Consider the following 19,500-nt stretch of genomic DNA (forward strand, 5'->3'; position numbering starts at 1 on the left):
CAAAGCGAGCGGGCTATGGCGGAGGGGGTGGGATTCGAACCCACGAGACCCTTGCGGGCCTACTGGTTTTCAAGACCAGGGCGATCAACCGCTCTGCCACCCCTCCGCGCACGTGGATTATAGCGGAGGAGGGTCATCGCCGTGCTACGCGGCGCCACCCGGGCCGCGCGCAGGTACGGCCTCGCGCGCGGCCCGGGTGCAGGATCGATCTCGTCGGTGCTATGGCTCCAGGTCCCGCAAGAACACGTACACAAGCGTGCTGTACGCCTCGAGATGATCTTCCGGCCTGTCGCCGAGCAGCCAGTCGATGAACTTCAGATAGTCGAACTCCGTGTGCCAGATCTCCCAGAGGTCGTCGTAGTCCGTGCCCGCGAACTCGGTCGCGGCATCGAGCTGCAGATAACCGTCAAGGTCGCCGATCTCCCAGTTCGTGGACTCGAATGCCGCCACAGCGATGCCCGCTTTCGAGAACGCCGTGTAGTCGCTGAAGCCCGGCGGGGTGATGCCCGCCGGGTATCGGGGACTCGTGTGCGTGCGAATGCCGAGGTCGTAGTCGTCGATGATGCCGAGCATTTCATCGCGAACCCAGGTCTTGTGGTTGAAGGCCGCGTGGATGTAGCGGTAGTCGCCCACGATCAGCGAGTCGAAGTTGATCATCGCGATCGCGCGTTCCCGGTCGGCCTTGCTCATCTGCTTCACGTAGTAGTTCGAGCCTTCGAGGCCCACCTCTTCCGCACCGAAGGCGATGAAGGCGATATCGTAGGGCAGGTCGGCGTCGGCCAGGCGCTCGGCCACCTCGAGCATCACGCCCACACCAGAGGCGTTGTCATCGGCACCCTTTCCCGCCGGCACGCAGTCGTAATGCGCCCCGACGATCACGAGCGGCACGGTCTTGCCGGCAGGGGACGCCGTTGCCTTCTTGAACGCGATCACGTTCTGCGAGTACGACGGTTTCGAGGTCGGGCCGTAGGTGAAGGACTGGAACCCGGCGTTGTAGCCCATCGAGTCGAACCATGTGTCGATCTGCTCCGCAGCGGCGAGTTCCTGTCCGGTTCCGGCCGCGCGTGTCTCGGCTGCCAGCTCCTCCACATAGCCGTAGGCGAGCGTGCCCATCCCCTCGGGCACCACCGGCGTTGCAAGCGCGCTCGGCGCGAGCAGCGCGAGCAACAACCCGCCGGTCAGTGCAAGTGAGGTCAGCTTCTGTAAGCGACGCATAGGGGTCACTCCTCCCAGTCCACGCCCATGACAAGACTTCCTACCCCTCGGCGGGAGCCTACACGCCCTCCGCTGTGTTGAGATGCTGTAGCATCGGTGGGGATGGACGAAGACGTCGTATACATGGCGCTCGCGCTCGAACAGGCGCGTTTGGCCGCCGCCGAAGGGGAGGTCCCCATCGGCGCCGTTCTCGTGTGCGACGGTGCCGTTGTGGCGCACGGGCGTAACGCGCGCGAGAGCGCCGCCGATCCCACCGCGCATGCCGAGTTGATCGCGATCCGTGAGGGCGCGTGGCGACTCCGCAGGTGGCGCCTGTCGGGGTGCACGCTGTACGTCACGCTCGAGCCATGCCCCATGTGCGCCGGCGCGCTCGTGAACGCGCGCGTCGACCGGCTCGTTTATGGCGCAGCCGATCCCAAGGCCGGGGCCACGGGCACGCTGTACGACCTCTCGGCCGATTCGCGGCTGAATCACAGTTTCGAGGTGCGCGGCGGAGTGCTGGAGGACGAGTGCGGGCAGATACTCAAGGAGTTCTTCCAGGACCTGCGGGGGCGTCGGTAGGAACACATCGGGGAGGCGTCGATGAAGTCTCGGTCGGCACGGTTCGCACTGGCAGCATTGGTCGTGGCGCTCGGCTTTGCGCTCGCGGCTGCGCCGGCTCACGCCAAGTCGTACAGGATGACGAACGTGGCCATCACCGCCGAGGTCGCGCCTGACGGCTCGATGCTCGTCACCGAAGAGCGCACCTTCGACTTCAACGGCGACTACACCTTCGCGTACTGGGACCTCTACAAGAGCGGCCCGATCGACGCCCAGACGCTCGGGGCCTACCCGGTCATGGAGATCCTCGGCGTGTCGGGTCCTGAAGGCGACTACGCTATCACGGAGGACTTCGACGCGATCGAGATGCGCCCTCCGCAGACCTACAAGGTCACCGACTTCGGTGACTCGATCGAGGTCCGCGCATTCTTCCGGGCCGCGGACACCGAACATACGCTCACGCTTCGGTATCGAGTCTACGGCGCCGCCGTGCGCTGGCAGGATACCGGTGAGCTCTACTGGCAGTTCGTGGGCGACGCCTGGGAGCTCGACAGCGAGAACGTGTCGGTGCACATCATCCTGCCGGAGGGCGTGACGCGCGACGAGGTGAGGGCGTGGGCGCACGGTCCGCTCACGGGTGACGTGATCTTGAACGACGACGGCACGTTGGATCTCGTCGTCGACCGGCTGCCCGTGGGCTACTACGTGGAGGGGCGCGTGCTGTTCCCTCCCTCGGCGCTCAGCACTGCCGAGATGATCGACGAGCCGCGCCTGCAGTCGGTGCTCGCCGAGGAGGACAAGCTGGCCGACGAGGCGAACACCGAGCGCTTCTGGAGCCGCGCGCAGATGGTGCTCTGGAGCGTGCTGCTCGGCATCCTGCCGCTCGCGGCGCTCGCCTGGGCGTATCTCTACTGGAAGAACCACGGCAAGGAGTACGTCCCGCAGTTCCGGGGTGAGTACTTCCGCGAGGAGCCCTCCGACTTGCCACCGGCACAGGTCTCGGCGCTCATCAACATGGGCGCCCCGAGCGAAACCGCGATGACCGCCACGCTGATGGATCTCATCGATCGGGGTGCCATAGCCATCGGGCGAGAGTACGCGGAAAAGAAGGCGCTTCTCGGCCTCATGAAGTCGGATGTGGAGACGTACCGCCTCACGCGGGTGCGAGAGAAAGAGATCGGGCTTGCGGCGAGCGAGCAGAAGCTCATCGACTTCCTCTTCGGCACGATGGCGCGTTCCGACAGCTTCACGATGGAGGAGCTCAAGCAGATCAACCAGAGCAAGACGCGCGCGGACGACTGGCTCGAGGGCGTGGCCGAGTACAAGAAACTCGTGACCGAAGAGGTCGAAGCGCGTGGCTTCTTCGAGCAGAAGGGCGGTAAGGCCGTCGGCGGCTTCATGGCGCTCGGCTTCCTCATCATGTTCTCCGGCATCGGCCCGGTCATCTTCGCCGGTACCGGGTGGTTCCTCCTGTGGACGATCCCGATCGGTCTCGCGATCGCCATCCTCGGCGGCAGCATGAAGCGCCGAACGCCGGCGGCGGCGGAGCTGGCGGCCAAGTACGCGGCCGTGCAGAGCTACCTCGAGGACTTCGGCCGGCTGCAGGAGAAGCCGCCGACCTCGATCGTGCTGTGGCGGCACTTCCTCACGCTCGCCGTGGTCTTTGGCATCGCCGAGCAGGTGATGCGCGACCTGAAGATCGTGGCTCCCGAGATCATGGCCTCTCCGATGATGGGCACCTGGATGTGGATGGCTACGCCGAGCTCGAGCGGCCTCTCGCCTATGAACTCGCTCTCCACCGGGATGGTGTCCGTGGCCTCCGTGGCGGCGAGTCACAACTCGTCGTCCTCCGGTGGCGGCGGCGGGTTCTCGGGCGGTGGCGGCGGCGGTGGCGGTGGCGGTGGCGGCGGGGCAGGGTGACCGTTCGTCGGGTTTCGATCGCCGTTCGGGTTAAGGAATGGCCGCAACACGCCGATTTGGTAAGAACAAGTGACACCACCGCGCCCGTGCGTCAAACGAAGAGAGAGCGATTCTAAGGCTATGCATCGGTCCAAACTGTTGCTGACAACCGCCCTTCTTCTGACGGTTCCCGCTCCCGCCTACGCGATGAGCGCGGGTGACGTGCCTCAGTGGCTGGCAATCGGCGCGGGCGTTGCGGCGCTCATCGCCGCTGCTGTGCTCCTGGCAGGCATCCTTGCGGTGGCAAAGATCGCCGAGGGCGCCGCTATCGCTGAGAACATCCGCTACGCCGTTCTCGCCGTGATCTGCATGACCGCTTCGGTCCTGATCGGCTGGGTCGGGCGTTGGCTTCCCGCTTTCTCGGCCGACCACGCACGGCTGGGAGCCGACCTACTCCTGGTGGTGGCGATGGCGCTGTTCAGCGTCTACTTCGTGCGCGTGAGGCTGGCGATGTCTCGCTTTCTGAAACGCCTCACTGGCGAGGAGCAGCTCCTGGCTGCCGTGATCGACCCCGACACACCGGACGGCGAGTAGTCCGATGGCCAACGATCTGGCACTGTCGATCGAGAAGACGCTCGGACCTCTTGTGGGGGTCGTGCTCGCGGGCGTCTCAGTCGAGTTGGAGACCAAGCGAATCGGCAAGGACCCCGACTCGATCGACATCCTCGATCTGCCGGTCATCGCCGACAACCTGGCGCTGCAGCTGAGACTGCTCGTTGGCAAGGAGATGGCCGAGGCCGCGGCGCAACAGGTGCGTAGGCTCCGCTGACGGGCGGGTCAGCGCCCCGGGGCGCTCCCGGCACGCGCGTTGCTCCTCCCGACCGCGGCGGCTATACTCGCGTATGCGTTTGTGGCCGCCTCGCGGCCTCACGAGCCGGAGAGTTGTCCGAGTGGTTTAAGGAGCACGACTGGAAATCGTGTATGCGGCGTTAAACCGTATCCAGGGTTCGAATCCCTGACTCTCCGCCAGATCATCTACCGTGGGCCGCCCCGTACGGGCGGTCCACGCCTATGATGGAGCCATGAAGAACCGCCATCTGCTGATCATCTTTGTCGTCGTGCTCGTGAACATGCTGGCCTTCGGCATCGTCATCCCGTTGCTGCCGTACCTGGCGGACAAGACGGGCGCCTCCGAGTTCCAGATCGGTCTGCTTGTCGCTTCCTATCCGCTTGCGCAGTTGGTGGGAGCGCCGCTGCTCGGCCGGCTGTCCGACCGATACGGGCGCAAGCCGATCCTGCTGCTGTCGATTCTCGGCACGGCCATCGGGTTCGTGGTCCTTGCGCTCGCGAACTCGCTCCCGCTGCTGTTCCTGAGCCGTGTCATCGACGGGTTGACCGGCGGCAACATCAACGTTGCGCAGGCCTACATCGCCGATGTGACCGACCATAAGGAGCGCGGCAAGGCGATGGGGCTGATCGGCGCCGCCTTCGGACTCGGCTTCGTCGTCGGACCGGTCACCGGAGGTCTGCTCTCGGACATCAGCTACTCGGCGCCGGCATGGGCTGGCGCGGCTATCTCGGTCGTGAACCTCGCGGCGGTGACGCTGTTCCTGCCGGAGTCGCTGTCCTCCGAGGCGCGCGCGCGCCTCGTCGCCCTTAAGCGCAAGGTCTTCGATCTGGCCGGGCTGCGCCACGCGATCAAGCATCGGCGCGTGGGGCCGATCCTCACGATCCGGGCGGTCACCGGCGTATCGTTCGCGCTGTTCGAGACGATGTTCTCGCTGTGGGCGCTGGCAGCCCTCGGCTTCAAGGCCAGTCAGACCGGCATCTTCCTCGGCTACATCGGTGTCTTGAGCGTCATCGTGCAGGCTGGCCTCATCGGCAGGCTGACGAAACGCTTCAGCGACGACGCGCTGCTCCTCGGGGGAGTGGGCCTCTCCGGTGTTTCGCTTCTGGCGTGGGCGTTCGTGCCGAACGTCCTCCTGTTGGTCCTGGTGGTCGTTCCGCTGTCCCTCGGTCTTGCGGTCAGCTCGACCGTGATGACGAGCGCGCTTTCGAAGGCGGTCGGTGCCGATGAGGTGGGCGGCGTACTGGGAGCGCAGACATCCATCATGAGCCTCACACGCGTGGTGGCGCCGATCATCGGCGGCTTCCTCCTGCAGCACGCGACGGTGTGGTCCCCCGGGCTGCTTGCCGGGCTGCTCACGCTTGCGATGGCGCCGTACGCGTGGCGAACGCTCTGCCTCGCCCCGGGACGCAGCTCCTGCGAGGAGTCGTTCGACGAGGCATGATGGCCGAGGAAACGCCGCGTTCCCGGTGCCCTGGCGCGGTATCCTGTGAGTGTCGCGCAACACCTCGAGGAGGCTTCATGCCGGATACCGTCGGGCGCCTGCACGTGATCGCCGGGTGCATGAGCAGTGGAAAGACGGGCGAGCTCATCCGCCTGCTCTCCCGCCACACTGTCATCGGCGACACGATGATCATCTACAAGCACTCGGTCGACTCGCGCGACGGCTGCAAAGCGCGCTCGCGACTCGGCACCGAGATGGAGGCTGTCGTGGTGGGCGATCCCGTGGAGATCGACGCGCGGGACTGCACCGTTGTGGCCATCGAGGAGGCGCAGTTCTTCGGCGAGGGTCTCGTTCCCGTGGTGCAGCGGCTGCTCGCCGAAGGTCGGCTCGTGTACGTGACCGGCCTCAATCAGGACTTCCGCGGCGAGCCGTTCGGCGTGATGCCCACGCTCATGGCGCTTGCCGATGAGATGTCGCTCCTGACCGCCATCTGCCAGAAGTGCCACGGCGTGGCCACGCGAACCCAGCGGGTGATCGACGGGCAGCCGGCGCCGTGGAGTTCGCCGCTCATCTTGGTGGGAGGCGCTGACTACTACGAGGCGCGCTGCCCCGACTGCCACGAGGTTCCGGGCAGGTCGTAGCCTCTGGCGTGACGCCTACCGAGGACCGGGCTGGGCGCGCCGCTCCACCATCACCGAGCTGCCGGGTTGCTGGCGCGCGTATGCGCGCAGCTCGGCGCCGGCGTCGGTGAGTGTGATGACCGAGTCGGGGTACGAGTCGATCACCGGGACGATGCCGATCGAGAGCGTGAGCGGACCGTAGTGCGTTGCATCTCCCGAACGCGTGGTGAGGATGAAGAAGCCGCGGTCGCGGTCTTCGTCCTCGTAGAAGTCCATGACACTGAGGTCGAAGGACTCTGCGATCCCCTTCGCCACGGCTTCGGCGGTCTCGGGATCGCAGATGACGACGAAATCGTCGGCTCCCATGTGGCCCACGAACGATTCTCCACATCCTGAGAAGCCCACGGACTCGAGGATGAGCTCCGAGACATGCCGGAGCAGCAGATCGCCGCGTGCGTAGCCGTAGCGCCGGTTGAATGGCTTGAAGTCGTCGATATCGATGAAGACCGCCGCGAACGGATGCTGACGAGCGAGCATGAAGGCGAGGCGCTCCTCGGTGAGCGCGTTACTCGGCAGGCCGGTGAGCGCGTTGGCGAAACGCTCACGCCGCATGCGCCGCACGACCATTTGGATGCGGGCGTCGAGCACGAGCGGATCGACTGGCTTGGCGATGAAGTCGTCCGCGCCCGCCTCGATCGCCATGATCTCGAAGCCGGGCTGGTCCAGGCCGGTCATCACCAGCACGGGGATGTTGTGGCTGCCAGGCGACGCTTTCATGCGCTTGCACAGCTCGAAGCCGTCGATGTCGGGCAGGTTCAGGTCGAGGATGATCGCATCAGGTACGTGCTCGGTGAGCGAGTGGAGCGCGGTGATGCCGTCGGCCGCGCTCCAGACCTTGTAGCCGCGTTCCTCGAGGGACATCGTGACCATCTGCCGCAACGTTGCTGAGTCCTCGATGATCAGTACGTTGCACTTCTCCGAAGTCCCGTGCGATTCCATGCGGCACCTTCTTCTCGTGTCGCCGAGCCGGGTGTTCGCTGGCGCGGCCGCAGCTTCCACTGCGTGTATACCCGGTGTCATCTCCCGAAAGCGACTACCCAGTGGGCGCACTTCTTGCTTCGATGCGGTATCCGCCCTGAAAGGGACTGCTATGACCGATACCGCTCCCGCAACCGTACGCGTGATCGCCCTGCTCCACGGCTACTGCCGCGAGCACGGGCTTCCTACCAGCCTCACGATGCGCGTTCCTACCGAAGGGATTCGCGCCCTGGACCTTGCTTCCTCTTTGGGTCTGCCTGTCGAGCGCATCGAAGGCCTGTTCCTGAACGGCCACCTCGTCGGCCTAGGGGCCACGATCCGCCCCGGCGATCGCGTGGCGTACGTGCCCTACGGCACGCCGGCGTCGCACCCCGCGTTCTTCGGTCGTGCAGGCATCGAGGAGTACGCGATAGCCTAGGGCTCTCAGGTTCCCGACACACGTGCGATGAGTGTCGCCAGCGCTCCCGATGACAGCGGCGCCATGCCGCCCCCTTCGGGAGCGAGGTTCAGCATGAGGAGCATGCCGCGGCCGTAGGCGAGCAACACGGACTCGTACGCGATGGCGTCGTCGCGCTTCTCGAAGAGCGTGAACGCCACGCGTCCGGTGGCTTCGGCGATGGTGTGCAACGTGACGAGTCCCGCGTCCGTGGGGTGGTAGATCGCGGGCAGCGCGCCGTTTCGATCGGTGACCGCGAAGAGACCGGCTTCGGCAAGCCTACCCATCGCCAGGTCGACGGTGGGCGTGTCCATGAACGCGCTCGCGTCGAATGGGAGCACAGAGGCGAGGAGGTTCGAGCTCCAGCGCGGGTCGTCGATCATCGACTCGGCGAGACGCGCGGCCACCTCCGAGGCGACGAGACCTTCTGGGTACTGCGTGTGGTTCGCGAGCGCGGCGAGTCGGCCGTACCGGAGTGCGTCGGCCGCAGCCACGAGCGCGACAATGCCGCGACCGTCGAGTTCGAGGCGCGTGTCGCTGTCGATCACTGGCGGCTCGCCGACGAGCGCCGTGCTCATGACCGCAGCTATCTCTGCGGCCGAGGACGCGGCGAGGAAGTTCGAGTCGAGCGCGCTTGCCAGGACGCTCGTGCCGGTGTCGTCGAACGCGTAGACCGCGCGGTGCAGCCACGCATCTCCCGCGGCCGCGGTGATCTTGAGCGCACGCGTCGGGTTCGCGATGCGGGCGAGGTTGGCTGCCAGGAGGTCGCGAGCCGCCGAGGGCAGTGTCAGGAGACCGTCCTCGAACGCACGAAGCGCGTCCGGCCCTCCGCCGCCCAGCCGTCCGGGCGCGATCGGACCGAGCTGAAGCTCGAGGCCGGAGACTGCACCAGCAAGCTCAACGGCGGACAGTTCGATGCGCGAGTTCTCGGCGTCGTATCTCACGTCACGCACTCCTCTACTTGTTCGCCAGCGTGGGAGCCACGCGCTGGATGTGTTCGGCAAGGCGGCTGCCCTCAGCCTGGATGGCCGAGGCGAACTCGTCCGGGGTGTAGCCGTTCTTCGCGAGGTAGGCGATCGTGCCCTTGTCCATCTGCGGGCTGGCGGCGATGGTCCGCGCCATCTGCGCCAGGTGCGGGTTCGCCACTACGCCCGTCTCGGCGACCGCGGTGCGCTCGGTCATCAGCAGCAGCCGGTCCATCGCCTTGGCCGCGGTCTTCGGGTCGAGCGCCGGCTTGGCGAGCGCCTGTACCTGCTGCTCGGCGACGGCGGGGAACTCCGAGACGGGGAAGCTCGGGTTGGTGAAGCGCGGCGGCTCACCCACTGCGGCCTGCATCATGCGCGTCTGATCGACCACCGACTCGCCTGACGTCGTGACCACATTGCCCGTGGACGCGTCCACGACCGTTCCCTTGCCCTGGGTGGCCATGCGCAGCTCGGTGAACTCGCGCGGGTAGGCATCTTTCGGTCCCGCTTTGCCGCCCATGCCGCTGTAGAGCTCGACCTTCGCGTCCGATGGATCGAGTCCGCCGGGAAGCTTCACGTTGCTGGCGACATCGTTCGTGACCTGCTTGTTGAGCCGTTCGTAGAGTTCCGAAGGGGAGATGCCCCGGCGTGAGGCCTCGGCAGCCAGTTCGTCGGGGTTGAAGATCGCAACGACCGCCTTGTCGTTGTCGGTGAGCGCCGAGGCAGCCTTCATCGCGCGTCCGGCCGAGCTGCCCGAGTCACCGATGATCACACGCTCGAGGGTGACGCGCTGCGCGGCGGTGTCCCACTGCGTCACCGCGGTCTGAGCGGCCTTCGTGACGGCACCGTCGACGTGCTCGGCAACCACGCGGTTCATGACGGCGGCCTGTGCCTTCGAGATCTGCCCGAGCTTCTCGAGCTCGGCGAGCTTGGCCATGCCGCCCTTCTCGTAAAGCTTGAGGATCGCCTGCTGGTCGACGGTCTTGGTCGCCGCGGCCACGCCCTGACTCGCGACGACGTCATCGACACCGGCGGTGAGCTGCTGCACCGCGGCTTTCGGCACCAGGAGCGACGACGGTACCGGCGGAGCGGGCGCGAGCTCCTTCCACAGCTGCGGCTGGCCAAGGAGCTTGCGCGCGCCAGCCTCGATCGTGAAGTCGAGTGCGGTGTTCACGGCACCGTACTTCGTGCCGCGCGCCAGGTCCTCGGCGGTGAACGAGTGCCGAACGAGCGCCTGTCCGGTCTCCGGGTCGATTGCCTGCAGGCCGGTCTCTGGGTCGATCACGGGGATGCCCACCATGTTCTCGCCAACGGCGGTGCCGACGCCCTTGAGCATGTTGTAGCCCGCGCGCAGGCCCTGGGCGAGCGGCCCCAGCGGGGTGGGGGTCAACACCGTGGCGATGCCGCTCACGGCCATGTCCGCCGCGAGCTGCACGCCAGCGACGGGGTAGTAGGCGAGATCGGCGACCGTAACGTCGTACGCGAGCGCATCGGATACCAGCTCGTTCGAGCGAATCTGGTTCTGTAGAACCCACTTGCGCTGGGCATCGATCTGCTGCTGCCTCCAGTAGGCGGCCTTTGCTTCGCCCTCGGCCCGCGCGAGCTGGATCTGGCGACAGATCTTGGCGAGCTCCGGGTCCTGCTGCAGGTTCTGTCTGCGGTTGGCGTCGAGCGTCGCGTCGTACTGTGCCTGCTCGCTCCCGGTAACCCAGCCCCAGCGCTTGTCCCAGGTGTAGCCCTGCTGCTGCATTTTGAGTGTCTGCGCAGCCTCTTCGGCGCTGACCCACGCCTCGCCGGCCTCGTCCCAGGGCACGCGCATGTACACACGCCCGTCTGCGCTCTGCGGGAGGCCTGCAATCGCGTCGGGTACCGGCGGTGTCACCGGCTGCGCGCCGGGGCTCTCGGAGATGAGGCCCCTGAGAGACTCGAGGATCTCGTTCGGGTCGAGCTTGTCGGTGAGTTGCAGCAGCGATCCGGCGGCGAGGATCAGGCTCGAGAGGCCTACCGCGGCGGCGCCCTGCACGGGGTTGAGCGGCTGTTGGCCGCTCGTATCGAGGACGTTGCTCGGATCGTACTCGCTGCCCACGGCGCCGTAGTCGTCGGAGGTGTTGGTGGGTTCGTCGATCCCGTCGGGTATCAGCGCCCGTACCGCCGGATCCATGGTCTCCAGGCTGCCGCCGTCAGTCACATACCAGAGCGCCTGCTGGCCGATGCTGTCGAAGGCCCCCGCTTCGTAGATGTTGCGCAGAACCCGGAGCATGTCCTCGTCGGCCATCTCGAAGAACGAGAAGCGCTCACCCGATGAAGGTGCGCTGGCTGAGTGCAGCGAGCAGAAGCCCTTGACCAAGTGTTCGGTTGTGCCCGGATCGACACTGAGCAGTTCGTTGCCGGCCGTGACCATGATCTGGGTCTGGGGGGACTCGGGCAAGAGGCGGGTACCCATGGGTACGAGGACGGTCACGGGCTCACCGAGCTCGTTTGTGAAGATGGCCTGGATGCAGTCGCCGCTAATGCCGCCCACGCCTAACACCTCGACCGAAAGCCCGTCGACCTCGCCCCGCATCACCTCGGGAAGCGCGGTGTCGTAGTCCTGCTGCGCTTCGGCAGGGGCCGGCGTCACGCCCGCGAGCAGTGCGAGCGCGAGACCCGCGGTTGCCACGGCCGCGACCGTGCGATAGCCGAGCAGGATCCGGGCATTCATCCCGATGTTGATGCCGAGGTTGAGGATTGCGAGTCCGTAGATGAACACGGGCACCGACCTGAACATGACCGACGACAGCTGCGTGATCGTCATCAGCGCGCCCCAGGTGATGAGCCAGGGGAGCGTGTAGCTCATCGTCACGCCCTTGGCCCCGGTACGCACGTTCACGAAGCTGCCATAGGCGATGCCGCCGACGAATCCGAGCGTGAGCAGCACGACCCACCAGATCGGACCAGGCGGACGGAGCGTGATGATCGAGAAGACCACCATCGAGAGAAACGCGGCCGACTGGCTGATCATGATGCGCTTCGGCTTGACCGCCTTCTCTTTGCGGTAGGTGAGGACCTGGATGAGCACGCCGACGGCGAAGAGGCTGATGAAGAAGACGGAGAAGATCTGCACCGTCGCGCCTCCCTATCCTGCTACGTCGTCCCGCTTGAGCACGATCCTGACCGCCCAGCTGGTCCCGGCAAGCGCGCGCACGGCGTCACGCACGCCGGGATCGCGTCCGGTGCGCAGTCGCTCCCAAAACACGATGCGCCCGTTCGTGCCGTCGACGGCCACCGAGCACTCGTACTCGTCACCTCGGCTGGCCGAGTAGACGCCGTTCTTCTCGGTGATCGCGAGGTTCAGGCCCTCGAGCCGACGGCGAATGAGCTGGCGCAGCGTCACCGCGGGATCGGGGGCCGGCGCAGGTTCGGGCACCGGCTCGGGTAGCGGGGTTACCGGCACAGCGGCCGGGACAGCGTACGCGGGCTGCTGCGGAGCGACGGGAGTTGCCGCGGGTGTGTACGCGGGCTGCTGCGGAGCGGCCGTTTGCTGAACCCACGGCGGGGTCACCTGCTGACCGGAGTCGGTGTCGTACCACCCCGAGATCGCGTTCCAGGCATGCCCTCGCGTGCAGCTCCAATTAGCGTCGAGGTACACGTTCTCCCGACACTGACTGCAGAATCCCGCTATCGCCATCGATGCTCCCCCTGCCGGCGCTGCGCGCAATCCAACCGCCCGTGCTAGCACGAGTATAGGGGAGACTTCGGCAGGCGCTACAGATGACTTGAGCGGCCGCCCTCAGTTGGTGAGCCGTGCGATGTCCTCGGTGGTCCATCTGCCGGGCTCGAGGTACATGTCGCCCGGCGCGATGAATGCCTTCTGGCCACCTGTGCCCGGATCGTAGATGATGACCTGCTGCTCGCGCTGATCGAAGCAGGTGCCGCCGGGTGCGTCGTTCCAGTACTTCTGCGTCTTCACCCACACGAATATCCGAACGTCTCCAACAGGCACGCCCAGGCGATCGATGTCGAACGTGCGGATGCTGGTGTTGGCCTCTGCATCGTCCGTGTACGAGAACCACTGCGCGCGGTTCGTGTAGTAGACCTCGCCGGTCGTCTTGTCCACCACGTCGATGCCGTCACAGCGCACCGCGGTGTCTTGAACGCTGGAGCCACCGATGACGATCGGAATGGCGAAGCTCGTCGGGATGGCCTTGACGACGCTGCTCGCCGAGTCGTACGGGTGGTTCCAGTCCCAATCGTCGACCACCTGGAAGTCGTCGAGCGACTCCTTCCACGTGAGGACCTCGGCACCCTGGCCGAGAACCAGCCATTGGTCCTCGTCGGAGAACGCCTCCTTGACGTCCTGGATGCCGCTGTAGATCGACTTGCCGAGGTTGATGACCGGGTCGTACTCCTTGTACACGCTCACCGCCGTCTTGAGCGCCGACTTCCACCACGCCTGGCTCGGGGCGTCGGTGGTCTTCGCCATCGCCGTCGGTAGTTTCTTGCCGGAGTGGCCGGTGAGGTCGTCGCCCGAGACCGGGAACTCGATCTCGCCCTTGGTCACGTGCGTCTCGTACGTGCCACCCCACGTGGTGACCTGGACGCGGTTGAGGTCGCGGCTGCCGTCCCAGTACTGCGCGCCGACTCGCACCGCGTAGTTGCCGTACCAGACGTAGATCGACTGTCCGCCCACATCGAGGAACCCGGGCCAGGAGGCCTTGAGCATCCACGACGTGTACCCCTCGGTGGCATCGCGCTGTGCGAGCTCACCCCGGTCGGGCACGAGCTCGATCATGACCGAGGCCAGCTCGCCACCGGAGAGTGCGATGGGCTCGGTCACGGTGAGGCCCGCTCCGGTGGCTGTGATCACGTACGCGCCACTCGGCTTCACGGTGAGCTCCCCGGCGTCGAAGTGCCCCTCGGCGTCGGTCGTGAGACTCGCCACTGTCTCGCCCTTGTTGTTGGCGATCGTGACCGGCGCGCCTGCCACGCCCGTGCCGAGCCGGTCGATCACGCGGCCGGTGAGCTGCGCTGTCGTGGCCTCCTTCATCGTCACGGTCCCGGCGGTCTCCTCGCCGAGTCGTACCTCGAAGTCGACGGGCGCGAGGCCCTGGTAGCCACCCTTCTTGAACGCGATGCGATACGTGCCGTACGGCATCTCGAGCACGAGATCGCCGTTCTCATCGGTGATGTCTGACCGGTCGTAGCCGACCAGGTAGGTCTGCACGCCCGAGAGCGCCACGCCGGCCTCGTCGGTCACGTGGACCCTGAGCGTCCCGTGGTTGTCCAGCCGGATGCCCACTGAGGCGATCGGTTTCGTGCGCGTTGTCTCCACGGTGGTACTCGCGGGGTTGAAGCCCTCCTTGGTGGCAGTGATCGTGCCGCTGCCGAATTCGACCTCCTCGATCACGAAGCACCCGCTTGCGTCGGTCAGCACGGTCCTGCCGCCAAAACTCACCTCAACGCCGGCGAGCCCGCCCGTCCACCAGCCGAGGTCGGCCATCCCCGAGGCGTTCGAGACGCGCCCCTGTACCACGCCCTTCTGGATGACCTGCACGATGCTCGCGGCGGTGTCGTTGTCGGCCGTGTACTGCTCGCTCGTGGTGGTGAGTGCGTACGAGATGTCGACTGTCTCGGCGGTGAGGTCGGCCGGTACGTCCCACACCTTGGCGAAGGTGCTGGTCTCGCCCGTCTTGATGGTTCCGATGTCGAGCGTGCCGATCGCCTCTCCGTCCACTGCTACCTCGAGCGTGATGCTCTTCGCGTCCTGGCTGCCCCGGTTCACGACCGCACCGGTGAGCAGGCAAGGCGAGCCACAGACGGCCTTCTTCGGATTGCTCTTGAGGCTGGCTAGATCGAACGTCACGTCCGCGAGGATGGGCTGCCCGCCGTCGAGCACGATCGGGTCGCCCGCAGGACCGTCCTCGGAGATCGGCTGGAGGACGAAGCGGGCCTGCTCCGCGGGTGTTCCGCCGAGTTCCTGGTGGCGCGTCTTGTCCACGAAGAGGATTGCCGGGCCGCTTTCGAGCTGCACCAGCTCCAGGTCGCGGAGCTCGGCGGTGAGCGCCGGCATACCCTCGCTGGATCGGCTGGCCCACGTGTCCGTGACCTCGCCGGTGCGCAGGTCTACGAGCGAGATCCGCTGGTTGAGGGCATCGGCGGTCTCCCAGTACACGAGCACGCGGCCGCCCTCGGCCACTATGCCCAGTGCCGACGGTGTCGCGCCACCGAACTCCTCGTTGCCGGCGAGGAGCACGTCGCGCGTGACTCCCATCGTGTCGGGATCGATGATCGCGAAGCGGGACTCGTACTCGTTGCTGGCGGCGAAGAAACGGATGTACGACACGGCCAGCAATCCCGTATCGGCGTCGAAGGCGAGGTCGAACGATCCGTCCGACACCTTCTCGGGCGGATCGGTGATGACGGAGCTTCGTACGCGCATAGGCGGGGTGCCGGGAGCGATCTCCATGATCGCAACCGCCGGGCGTGGGCCGGTCTGCGTGCCGAGACTCTGCGGCGAGGTCTCTTGCGTCGCCATCCAGATCCGCTCGCCGTCGGTGGCGAGCGCGCAGGTGTCGCCGTGCGGGGTGAGATAGGTGGGCACACCCTCCGGCTGCATGTCGAGACCGAACCGGGTGATGTATACCGCGCTGTTTGAGCGGAACGACTCGTAGATCGCATCGTCCACGCGGACCACGTCCATCGGGTCGTACGACTCCCAGGTTCCGGCCGGCACCCACCGTGTGCGACCGGCGCCCAGCTGCGGCGCGAGGACCTGCGTGCCGTCGGCGAGATAGTGCTCCCACTGCACCTGGTGTGCGGTGCCTCGCGCGTAGAAGAGCAGGTAGGAACCGTCGTCGAGCGTGACGAGCGCGGGGTCGGCGTTCTGGATGCCGGTAACCTTGTAGGGCGCGAGCCCGCCCTGCGTCTCGAAGTCCGTCTCGTCATACGCGGGGTGGCCGAGTGCGTTGACGCTGAGCGTGGCGCCCGCGTCGCTTACCTCGGTGACCTCGAGCGTGGCATCGGGCAGCGAATCCGCGTTGAGATCGGCTTCAGCGGACACGCCCTCGGTGAGCACGTAGCTCGTGGGCGAGGAGGAGATCACGAACTCCGCCGAGGAGCCGACCACCCGCACCAACTCGGCGGTGTGCGTCTCACCGGCGTAGTCGAACTCGGCGGATTCGCCCACCTCGAGCGTGAGCGTCCCCTCCGCCTCGCCGCCGTCGCCTCCGCCATCGTCTTCCGAGCATGACGACGGCCCGCATCCCGACAGCGCGAGCATCACAGCGAGCACGACCAACAGAAGCGACCGAAGTCGTCTCACGGTTCCTCCCCCCGAGGACTCTCTCAGACGATGGTACCCCAGCGGCACCCACCTCCGACGCGAAACGGGCGACCCGCAGCCGCCCGTTCACACCACTGACCCGTGCGCGACGCCTACGCGTCGCCGCCCATCGCGTGAAGCGCACCCTCGTGCACGATCTTCCCGTCGCGGGTCACGAGCGCATGCCGCACGATCTCGTCGTCCCAGGCGGGCGTCTCGAGGCCGTTCTGGAAGAGGTTGCGCACGAAGTCGAGCATGTTCTTGCCGTACAGCCAGCTCGCGTGCACGGCAACCGAGCCGGGGATGTTGATGTAGCCCATCACCGTCACGCCGTGGACCACGAACTCCTCGGCGGGCACGGTGGCGGCGCAGTTGCCGCCCTGGTCGACCGACACGTCCACGATCACCGAGCCGGGCCGCATGGAAGCGACCATCTTGTCGGTGATCAGCACCGGCGCGACCTCACCGGGTACGAGCACGCTCAAGATGATCACGTCCGCCGAGGGGACGAGCGGCTTGAGGGCCTCGCGCTCACGGTTGAGCCAGTCGGCCGGAAGCGCCTCGGCGGAGCCCACCTCGTCAAGCACCAGGTCCTGCGGCATCTCGAAGCCGACGATCTCGGCGCCGAGCGCCTCGGCCTGCTTGCGCGAACCCTCGCGGATGTCGAACACCTTGACCCGCGCTCCGAGACGCTTGGCTGTCGCGATCGCCTCCATGCCCACCACGCCTGCGCCGATGATGAGGAACTCGGCTGGCTCGGTGGTGCCCATCGGGGTCTCGATGGCCGGGATGAAGCGGGGGAGCGCTGCCGCTGCGAGGATGACCGCCTTGTAGCCGGTTACGAGCGACATCGAGGAGAGCGCGTCCATGGGCCGGGCCCGTGGGATCCGGACGATGCCGTCCATGGTGAGCGACGTGACGTTGCGGTCGCGGAGCGTGCGGATGATGTCATGGTTCGCCGGCGCGGCGGGGTGGAGGAATGTGATGAGCATCGCGCCCTCGCGCACCATGTCCGCTTCATGCTTGCCGACCTTCACGTTGAAGTGCGGCTGCTTGACCTTAAGGATGATGTCGGCGCGCGCAAAGACCTCCTTGGCGCCAGCGACGACCTGCGCGCCTGCGGCCACGTAGTCGGCGTCGCTGTGCAGCGTGGCCTCGCCTGCCGAGGCCTCGACGATCACCTCGAAGCCCATCTGCACGTACGCTGCGACCTCTTCGGGGAGAGCCGCCACCCGGTGCTCGCGTTCGAGAATCTCCCTCGGAATGCCGATGATCATGCTTCCTCCCCGTGTCAGTGCCCCAACGACTGCATAAACCGAGTAGCGCAGTGCATACACTCACACTACTCTTGATCCCTCTGTCTATGTTCCCAACATCGTGCGCAGCACCGCCACTGCGTGGGTATCATGATGTTCTCGGCTGCATACGCGCCGCCGCTCGCGAAGGAGTGCCGCTCCATGCCCAAGAAGACCATCGTCGTGGCGCTCGGTGGCAACGCGCTGCTGAAGCGCTCCGATCCGATGACCGCCGACGCGCAGCGCGCGAACGTGCAGGTGGCCGTGCGGCAGCTCGCGCCGCTTGCGAGTGAGTACAACCTCGTGCTGGCGCACGGCAACGGCCCGCAGGTGGGGCTGCTCGCGCTGCAGGCCGCCGCGTACACGGACGTGGAACCGTACCCGCTCGATGTGCTCGGCGCCGAATCGCAGGGCATGATCGCCTACATGCTCGAGCAAGAGCTCGGCAACCTCGTGCCGCCGGAGATGCCTATCGCCACCATCCTCACAATGGTGGAGGTCGACCTTGCCGACCCGGCGTTTCAGACTCCCACCAAGTTCGTCGGGCCCGGCTACGACAAGGCCGAGGCCGATGCGCTCGCCGAGCGCAGGGGCTGGTTCTTCGCGCTCGATGGTGAGAAGTGGCGCCGCGTGGTGCCCTCGCCAGAGCCGAAGCGCATCTTCGAGATCCAGCCGATCAAGTGGCTGATCGAGAAGGGGTGCGTGGTCATCTGCGCCGGCGGTGGCGGCATCCCCACGGCGTTCGATCCCGAGGCGGTCAACCGGCTCGAGGGCGTGGAGGCCGTCATCGACAAGGACCTCGCGGGCGAGCTGCTTGCGCGCGAGCTCGACGCCGACCTGTTCGTGATGGCCACCGACACCGATGGCGTGTACGTGGACTGGGGTCTGCCCGGTCAGCGCCGGCTCGGCTGGGTCACACCCGAGAAGCTTGACATGTACTCGTTTGCGACTGGGTCGATGGGGCCGAAGGTGGAAGCGGCGAAGCGGTTCGTGAAGACGACGTGCAGGCGGGCCGCCATCGGCAGACTCGAGGACATCGCTGCGATCGTGGAGGGCAAGGCGGGGACGAACGTGGTCTGCGGCATCCCGCGCGAGTACCGCAGCAATCCGGACCTCACGTAGGACCGTCGGCAGCGTCAGGAGGCAACGGTGAAGAAGCTCGGCTGGCGCGTGAAGTTCGGTCTGGTGCTGGTCGCCATCAGCGCCGTGCTGCTCTATGCGCACTCACTCGCGTTCCACGACTCCGACTTGCACGAGTTCGGGCCGTTCCTCCTCACGCACGAGATCGCCATGATGCCGCTCGAGGTGCTCGTGGTCACGCTCGTCATCCACTCGCTGCTCCAGCGCCGCGAGCATGAGGAGAAGATGCAGAAGCTGAACATGGTGATCGGCGCGTTCTTCAGCGAGGTGGGCGACGAGCTACTGCGTCGCGTGTCAGCGCTCGACGAGAAGGCCGACATCCGGGAGCACTTCCTCGTGGACGACACGTGGGACGCACGGCGCTACGCCGAGGCGAAGCGGATCGCATCGGCACACAAGTATGGCGTCCGCATGACCGCAGCCGACCTCAAGTCGCTCCGCGACTTCATCGTCGCCAGGCGCCAGTTCCTGCTCGGCCTCCTGCAAAGCCCCACGCTGCTCGAGCATGAGGCGTTCACCAACGTGCTGTGGGCGGTCTTCCACCTTGCCGAGGAGCTCGACCACAGGACCGACTTCGACGCACTGCCCGAGAGCGACATCGCCCACCTGACCGGAGACGTGAAGCGGGCCTACGCAGCCACGGCGGCCGAGTGGCTCGACCATGCGCGGCACCTGCAGACGCGGTACCCGTACCTCTTCTCGCTGCTGGTGCGGACGAACCCGCTCGACACGCAGGCGTCCGCGGTGGTGGCCGAGTAGCG

The 19,500-nt window shown here is 66.5% G+C and carries 16 protein-coding genes and 2 tRNA genes; 10 read left to right on the forward strand and 8 right to left on the reverse strand.

From position 1 onward, the window contains the following. Positions 1-16 precede the first annotated feature (16 nt). Positions 17-106, reverse strand: a tRNA-Ser gene (locus Q7W51_01815). A gap of 113 nt (positions 107-219) precedes the next feature. Then, positions 220-1,215 (reverse strand): M20/M25/M40 family metallo-hydrolase, encoded by a 996-nt coding sequence (locus tag Q7W51_01820; GenBank protein MDO8847110.1) that lies wholly within the window; start codon positions 1,213-1,215, stop codon positions 220-222. 102 nt (positions 1,216-1,317) lie between these two features. Between Q7W51_01820 and tadA the strand changes: the two genes are divergently transcribed. The 7 genes from tadA to Q7W51_01855 all read left to right on the forward strand — a co-directional run bounded on the left by tadA (position 1,318) and on the right by Q7W51_01855 (position 6,586). Next, entirely contained in the window at positions 1,318-1,776 is a 459-nt protein-coding gene (tadA, locus tag Q7W51_01825) for a tRNA adenosine(34) deaminase TadA (protein ID MDO8847111.1), read from the forward strand. A gap of 21 nt (positions 1,777-1,797) precedes the next feature. Next, positions 1,798-3,675, forward strand: a complete 1,878-nt coding sequence (locus tag Q7W51_01830; GenBank protein ID MDO8847112.1) for a DUF2207 domain-containing protein — start codon at positions 1,798-1,800, stop codon at positions 3,673-3,675. Between the two features lie 120 nt (positions 3,676-3,795). Beyond that, positions 3,796-4,248 carry a hypothetical protein gene (locus Q7W51_01835; GenBank protein MDO8847113.1) on the forward strand — a complete coding sequence of 151 codons (453 nt, stop codon included), beginning with the start codon at positions 3,796-3,798 and terminating at the stop codon, positions 4,246-4,248. 4 nt (positions 4,249-4,252) lie between these two features. Next, positions 4,253-4,483, forward strand: coding sequence for a hypothetical protein (locus Q7W51_01840; GenBank protein ID MDO8847114.1), 231 nt, complete (start codon positions 4,253-4,255; stop codon positions 4,481-4,483). 107 nt (positions 4,484-4,590) lie between these two features. Beyond that, positions 4,591-4,683, forward strand: a tRNA-Ser gene (locus Q7W51_01845). Between the two features lie 11 nt (positions 4,684-4,694). After that, the gene (locus Q7W51_01850) at positions 4,695-5,945 is read left to right on the forward strand and encodes an MFS transporter (protein MDO8847115.1); all 1,251 of its coding nucleotides are present in this window, start codon (positions 4,695-4,697) and stop codon (positions 5,943-5,945) included. Between the two features lie 77 nt (positions 5,946-6,022). Then, positions 6,023-6,586, forward strand: a complete 564-nt coding sequence (locus Q7W51_01855; protein ID MDO8847116.1) for a thymidine kinase — start codon at positions 6,023-6,025, stop codon at positions 6,584-6,586. A gap of 15 nt (positions 6,587-6,601) precedes the next feature. On the opposite strand, the gene Q7W51_01860 is transcribed toward Q7W51_01855, so the two are convergent. After that, positions 6,602-7,564, reverse strand: a complete 963-nt coding sequence (locus Q7W51_01860; GenBank protein ID MDO8847117.1) for a response regulator — start codon at positions 7,562-7,564, stop codon at positions 6,602-6,604. 151 nt (positions 7,565-7,715) lie between these two features. Here Q7W51_01860 and Q7W51_01865 point away from each other — a divergent pair, with 151 nt between their 5' ends. Continuing rightward, a complete protein-coding gene (locus Q7W51_01865; protein ID MDO8847118.1) occupies positions 7,716-8,021 on the forward strand; it encodes a MoaD/ThiS family protein in 306 nt (101 codons plus the stop codon). A gap of 5 nt (positions 8,022-8,026) precedes the next feature. Here the strand turns inward: Q7W51_01865 and Q7W51_01870 are convergent, their stop codons facing one another. The 5 genes from Q7W51_01870 to Q7W51_01890 form a co-directional block, all read right to left on the reverse strand. Next, positions 8,027-8,983, reverse strand: coding sequence for a hypothetical protein (locus Q7W51_01870; GenBank protein ID MDO8847119.1), 957 nt, complete (start codon positions 8,981-8,983; stop codon positions 8,027-8,029). Positions 8,984-8,996: 13 nt separating this feature from the next. Continuing rightward, entirely contained in the window at positions 8,997-12,107 is a 3,111-nt protein-coding gene (locus tag Q7W51_01875; protein ID MDO8847120.1) for a hypothetical protein, read from the reverse strand. 12 nt (positions 12,108-12,119) lie between these two features. Beyond that, a complete protein-coding gene (locus Q7W51_01880; GenBank protein ID MDO8847121.1) occupies positions 12,120-12,671 on the reverse strand; it encodes a hypothetical protein in 552 nt (183 codons plus the stop codon). Between the two features lie 102 nt (positions 12,672-12,773). Continuing rightward, positions 12,774-16,304 carry a carboxypeptidase-like regulatory domain-containing protein gene (locus tag Q7W51_01885; GenBank protein MDO8847122.1) on the reverse strand — a complete coding sequence of 1,177 codons (3,531 nt, stop codon included), beginning with the start codon at positions 16,302-16,304 and terminating at the stop codon, positions 12,774-12,776. A 113-nt stretch (positions 16,305-16,417) separates the two neighbouring features. Continuing rightward, entirely contained in the window at positions 16,418-17,581 is a 1,164-nt protein-coding gene (locus Q7W51_01890; protein MDO8847123.1) for an NAD(P)(+) transhydrogenase (Re/Si-specific) subunit alpha, read from the reverse strand. A gap of 180 nt (positions 17,582-17,761) precedes the next feature. Between Q7W51_01890 and arcC the strand changes: the two genes are divergently transcribed. Continuing rightward, positions 17,762-18,721 (forward strand): carbamate kinase, encoded by a 960-nt coding sequence (arcC, locus tag Q7W51_01895; protein ID MDO8847124.1) that lies wholly within the window; start codon positions 17,762-17,764, stop codon positions 18,719-18,721. A 27-nt stretch (positions 18,722-18,748) separates the two neighbouring features. Then, positions 18,749-19,498: a hypothetical protein gene (locus Q7W51_01900; protein MDO8847125.1), complete on the forward strand. Its 750-nt coding sequence runs from the start codon at positions 18,749-18,751 to the stop codon at positions 19,496-19,498. Positions 19,499-19,500 lie beyond the last annotated feature (2 nt).

It is taken from the genome of Coriobacteriia bacterium (assembly GCA_030652115.1).
Lineage (GTDB): Bacteria > Actinomycetota > Coriobacteriia > Anaerosomatales > Anaerosomataceae > UBA6100.

Excerpts from the sequence above, each read along its gene's own strand:
- Q7W51_01820 (MDO8847110.1), bottom strand. The coding sequence starts at position 1,215 with ATGCGTCGCTTACAGAAGCTGACCTCACTTGCACTGACCGGCGGGTTG.
- tadA (MDO8847111.1), top strand. The coding sequence starts at position 1,318 with ATGGACGAAGACGTCGTATACATGGCGCTCGCGCTCGAACAGGCGCGT.
- Q7W51_01830 (MDO8847112.1), top strand. The coding sequence starts at position 1,798 with ATGAAGTCTCGGTCGGCACGGTTCGCACTGGCAGCATTGGTCGTGGCG.
- Q7W51_01835 (MDO8847113.1), top strand. The coding sequence starts at position 3,796 with ATGCATCGGTCCAAACTGTTGCTGACAACCGCCCTTCTTCTGACGGTT.
- Q7W51_01840 (MDO8847114.1), top strand. The coding sequence starts at position 4,253 with ATGGCCAACGATCTGGCACTGTCGATCGAGAAGACGCTCGGACCTCTT.
- Q7W51_01855 (MDO8847116.1), top strand. The coding sequence starts at position 6,023 with ATGCCGGATACCGTCGGGCGCCTGCACGTGATCGCCGGGTGCATGAGC.
- Q7W51_01860 (MDO8847117.1), bottom strand. The coding sequence starts at position 7,564 with ATGGAATCGCACGGGACTTCGGAGAAGTGCAACGTACTGATCATCGAG.
- Q7W51_01865 (MDO8847118.1), top strand. The coding sequence starts at position 7,716 with ATGACCGATACCGCTCCCGCAACCGTACGCGTGATCGCCCTGCTCCAC.
- Q7W51_01880 (MDO8847121.1), bottom strand. The coding sequence starts at position 12,671 with ATGGCGATAGCGGGATTCTGCAGTCAGTGTCGGGAGAACGTGTACCTC.
- Q7W51_01890 (MDO8847123.1), bottom strand. The coding sequence starts at position 17,581 with ATGATCATCGGCATTCCGAGGGAGATTCTCGAACGCGAGCACCGGGTG.
- arcC (MDO8847124.1), top strand. The coding sequence starts at position 17,762 with ATGCCCAAGAAGACCATCGTCGTGGCGCTCGGTGGCAACGCGCTGCTG.